Below are 4582 nucleotides of genomic sequence, written 5' to 3'. Positions count from 1 at the left end.
CATTAACGATGGCATCTGGTTGGAAGTTTTTGATCATGTGATGCACGGCTTCGGTATCGGTAATGTCCAGCGAAGTAGAGTCGGTAGCAATCAGTTCCCAATCTTCGGGCAGGCGGTCGCGCAGACAGCGGGCAAGCTGGCCTTTGGCTCCGGTCAATAAAGTACGCATGGTTGAGTATCTCCTCTGATAGCTGTTAAATAGGTATTCGTGTCATTATAGTGTAAATACGACAAATTCACATTATTGACGTAGAACAAAATGCGGATGCGGCTGTATTTGGGCAAATTATCGATATCATCTATCCACAATAATAACCACTTATTGGTATTATGTTTGCTTACTATAACTATAGTTAAAGTTCAGCTTTCAACAAGATAGATAAAGGATCTATGCTGTTTGAGAGAGTGTGAATCAATGTTGATGTTTTTATTGTTGCTAGGATAATGGAATTTAAAAACAGGCAAAACTCCGTCCTTTTGTCGGAAAATTCTACCGTTTGATATTTTTCAGTAAATATCTTGAAAAATATAACTAAAATAATATTTGAGCAAGGGCGGATTTGCTCGTTCCTCTAGCTCGATATCTTTATTAACCATTTTGGGAGTAATTATTATGGCAAGATCTTACAGCGGGCATCGTGGACCCCAGGCTAGTAAGCCTATCTGGACCCCAGGTAAGCCTTACTGCTCTTCTATTCCAGGGCAGTCCGACCCAGCTCACTTCTGCGGTTCATCAAAATCTTCTGGTTCTACCGGCAGCACCGCTAGAATTGGCAGAGTGCCGCCAGTAGTTCATGTGGTACCTGGTTCACCTTACCACCCTTGGCACACCAACTCGAGCAATCGGCTCCGATATCCAAAACCACAACCAAAACCTCAGCGTAAACCACCTCAACTAAAACCTGAGCCACAACCAGAACCGCAACCACAAAAACCTGTGCCACAAAAACCTGTGCCACAAAAACCTGTGCCACAACCACAACCACAACCACAACCAAAACCACAACCAAAACCTGAGCCTAAGCCAGAGCCAAAACCTAAGCCAGACTGCAAAGACTGTGCTGACGACCATAACCAAGACAACTCATACGGTCACGAAGACAAAAACCCAGGTAATGTCATCCGACCCAACGTTATCCGCGGTACTGATGTTAAAGATACCATTTATGGTACTGCTGGCGAAGACATCATCTACGGTGGCAACGGCGCAGACGTAATCTACGCCGGTGCAGGTAATGACACCATTTACGGTGATGCCGACGGTGACTCTCTGTACGGTGAAGAAGGTAAAGACTACCTGCAAGGTGGTGACGGTAACGACTACCTGAACGGTGGTTCCGGTGCTGACATCATGCGCGGTGGCGACGGTAACGACGTTTATTTCGTTGACGATGCCGACGACCAAGTTATCGAGTACGGTAATCTGAACGGCGGTATCGATACTGTTCGTACCGTTATCGACTACACCTTGACCGATAACGTTGAAAACCTGTTTTTGCAAGGTATGCAAAACCTGAACGGTACCGGTAACTCTTTGAACAACAACATCGAAGGTAACGGCGGCAACAACCATCTGTACGGTTTGGCCGGCGATGACTGCCTGGTTGGTAAAGACGGTAACGACTACCTCGACGGCGGTGTCGGCAACGACATCCTGATCGGCGGTACCGGTAACGACACTTACTTCTTCGACAAAGGTTACGGTCACGACACTATCCGTGAGGAAAGCGGTAATGACACCCTGTTGTTCGGTAAAGGCATTGCAGCTTCCGACGTATTGCTGAGCAAATCAGGTGCTAACCTGACTGTTTCTGTCGGTTCTGACAGCATCACCATCGACGACTGGTTCACCGGTAACAATCACAAAGTTGAAAACTTCAAATTTGCTGACGGTAGCACTTACCAAGTAACCGGCCACGGTGACTACTACTCTCTGTCTGCTGTGAACCACATCCAAGAACAGACTCAAGTTTCTGGATGGTAATTTTCAGGGTTCTTCTCTGAAATCAACGGTTAAGGCCGTCTGAAACCAAAATATAAGGTTTCAGACGGCCTTTATTTTGTAAACAATCTGACGAAAAATTCCAAATTGGGCTAAAATATCGCATTCTTCTGTCTATCTAAGAGATACCCGAAATGTCTGAAATCAGCTTGAAAAAAATCTACTCCGGCAAAGTACGCGATTTGTATGAAATTGACGATAAACGAATGTTGATGGTTGCTTCCGACCGACTGTCTGCATTCGATGTGATTTTGGATGACCCGATTCCGGGTAAAGGGGAGATTCTGACGCAGATTTCCAATTTTTGGTTTAAAAAACTGGCTCATATTATGCCTAACCACTTTACCGGCCATACCGTTTACGATGTTTTGCCTGAAAACGAAGCCAAAGTTTTAGAAAAACGCGCCGTCGTGGCTAAAAAACTCACTCCGGTGAAAGTGGAGGCTATTGTGCGCGGTTATCTGGCAGGCAGCGGTTGGAAAGATTATCAAAAGACAGGCTCTGTCTGCGGTATTCAACTACCTGAAGGTATGCAGGAAGCGCAACAACTGCCTGAAGTGATTTTTACGCCATCGACCAAAGCTGAGGTTGGCGATCATGATGAAAACATTAGCTTTGAAGAATGCGAACGCATTATCGGAAAAGAATTGGCGGCGGAAGTACGCGCCAAAGCGATTCAGCTTTATACAGAAGCAGCCGAATATGCCAAATCTCGCGGTATTATTATTTGCGATACCAAGTTTGAATTTGGTTTGGATGAAGAAGGCACACTGACTTTGATGGACGAAGTATTGACGCCTGACTCCAGCCGTTTTTGGCCTGCCGACCAATATAAAGTCGGCACCAATCCGCCGTCTTTTGACAAACAATTTGTCCGCGACTGGTTGGAGCAAAGCGGTTGGAACAAAAAAGCGCCTGCGCCTAAAGTGCCTGCCGATGTAATTCAGAAAACAGTCGAAAAATATCAGGAAGCATTGACTTTGCTGACTCAGGATTAATTTTTAAGTTTGAAGGCCGTCTGAAAGAGATATGTTTCAGACGGCCTTTTTATTGTATCAATACTGGATTTTAAGGATGGTTGCCTTTATAATCGAGAGTTGTTTTCAGTGCCTTTAAAGGCCGTCTGAAAGCTTGTTTATAACCTGCCGCACGGTCTGAAACCCTAACTATGCACATTCGGATTTTAGTGTGCATTATTAGTGTTTTAGCAGTGCGGTATTTTGAAAGGAACAATAATGTTCAATAAACACGTTAAGACCTTCCAATACGGTAATCAAACCGTTACTTTGGAAACCGGCGAGATCGCTCGCCAAGCCGCTGCTGCCGTTAAAGTATCCATGGGCGACACCGTTGTTTTGGTTGCCGTTACCACCAACAAAGAAGTGAAAGAAGGCCAAGACTTCTTCCCTCTGACTGTCGATTACCTCGAGCGTACTTACGCAGCAGGTAAAATCCCCGGCGGTTTCTTCAAACGTGAAGGCAAACAAAGCGAAAAAGAAATCCTGACCAGCCGTCTGATCGACCGTCCGATTCGTCCTTTATTCCCTGAAGGTTTCTACCACGACATCCAAATCGTAGCGATGGTCGTGTCTGTTGACCCTGAAATCGATTCTGACATTCCTGCAATGTTGGGTGCATCTGCCGCGCTGGTGTTGAGCGGCGTACCGTTTGCCGGTCCGATTGGTGCGGCACGCGTGGGTTATGTAAACGGCGTGTACGTTTTGAACCCGACTAAAGCCGAATTGGCTAAATCACAATTAGACTTGGTTGTTGCCGGTACTTCTAAAGCCGTGTTGATGGTGGAATCCGAAGCCGACATCTTGTCTGAAGAAGTGATGCTAGGTGCGGTTGTTTACGGTCACGATCAAATGCAAGTGGCCATTAACGCCATCAACGAGTTCGCCGATGAAGTAAACCCTGAAGTATGGGATTGGAAAGCGCCTGAAACCAATGAAGAATTGGTTGCAAAAGTACGCGAAATTGCCGGCGAAACCATTAAAGAAGCGTTCAAAATCCGTCAAAAACAAGCGCGTTCTGCCAAATTGGACGAAGCTTGGAGTGCTGTAAAAGAAGCGTTGATTACCGAAGAAACCGACACTCTGGCTGCCAACGAAATCAAAGGTATTTTCAAACATTTGGAAGCCGATGTTGTCCGCAGCCAAATTTTGGACGGCCAACCGCGTATCGACGGTCGCGATACCCGCACTGTTCGTCCGTTGAACATTCAAACCGGCGTATTGCCGCGCACTCACGGTTCTGCACTGTTTACCCGTGGCGAAACCCAAGCTTTGGCAGTTGCCACTTTGGGTACTTCACGCGACGAGCAAATCATTGATGCGCTGTCCGGCGAATACACCGACCGCTTCATGCTGCACTACAACTTCCCTCCATATTCTACCGGCGAAGTGGGTCGCGTAGGTGCGCCAAAACGTCGTGAAATCGGTCACGGCCGCTTGGCTAAACGTGCGTTGTTGGCCGTATTGCCAGAACCTGAAGATTTCAGCTACACCATGCGCGTGGTTTCTGAAATTACCGAATCCAACGGCTCTTCCTCTATGGCTTCCGTCTGCGGCGGCTGCT

Annotated in this window: 4 protein-coding genes; 3 read left to right on the top strand and 1 reads right to left on the bottom strand. The window is 46.7% G+C overall.

The genetic code is table 11. The features are described from left to right. The coding region (locus ACTHUT_RS14330; RefSeq protein WP_440418940.1) for a sugar nucleotide-binding protein at positions 1 to 169 on the bottom strand (169 nt) is incomplete at its 3' end. A gap of 798 nt (positions 170 to 967) precedes the next feature. On the opposite strand from ACTHUT_RS14330, the gene ACTHUT_RS14325 reads away from it, so the two are divergent. The 3 genes from ACTHUT_RS14325 to pnp form a co-directional block, all read left to right on the top strand. Beyond that, positions 968 to 1984: a calcium-binding protein gene (locus tag ACTHUT_RS14325; RefSeq protein WP_440418939.1), complete on the top strand. Its 1017-nt coding sequence runs from the start codon at positions 968 to 970 to the stop codon at positions 1982 to 1984. A 152-nt stretch (positions 1985 to 2136) separates the two neighbouring features. Next, positions 2137 to 3000, top strand: coding sequence for a phosphoribosylaminoimidazolesuccinocarboxamide synthase (locus ACTHUT_RS14320; protein ID WP_003683512.1), 864 nt, complete (start codon positions 2137 to 2139; stop codon positions 2998 to 3000). A 237-nt stretch (positions 3001 to 3237) separates the two neighbouring features. Then, the coding region (gene pnp / locus ACTHUT_RS14315; RefSeq protein ID WP_440418938.1) for a polyribonucleotide nucleotidyltransferase at positions 3238 to 4582 on the top strand (1345 nt) is incomplete at its 3' end.

It is taken from the genome of Neisseria sp. P0022.S010 (genome assembly GCF_051956635.1).
This window is presented reverse-complemented; position numbering and strand designations above follow the sequence as displayed.

What these genes read in the sequence shown, in the direction of transcription:
- ACTHUT_RS14320 (WP_003683512.1), top strand. Translation starts at nt 2,137, where the DNA reads ATGTCTGAAATCAGCTTGAAAAAAATCTACTCCGGCAAAGTACGCGAT.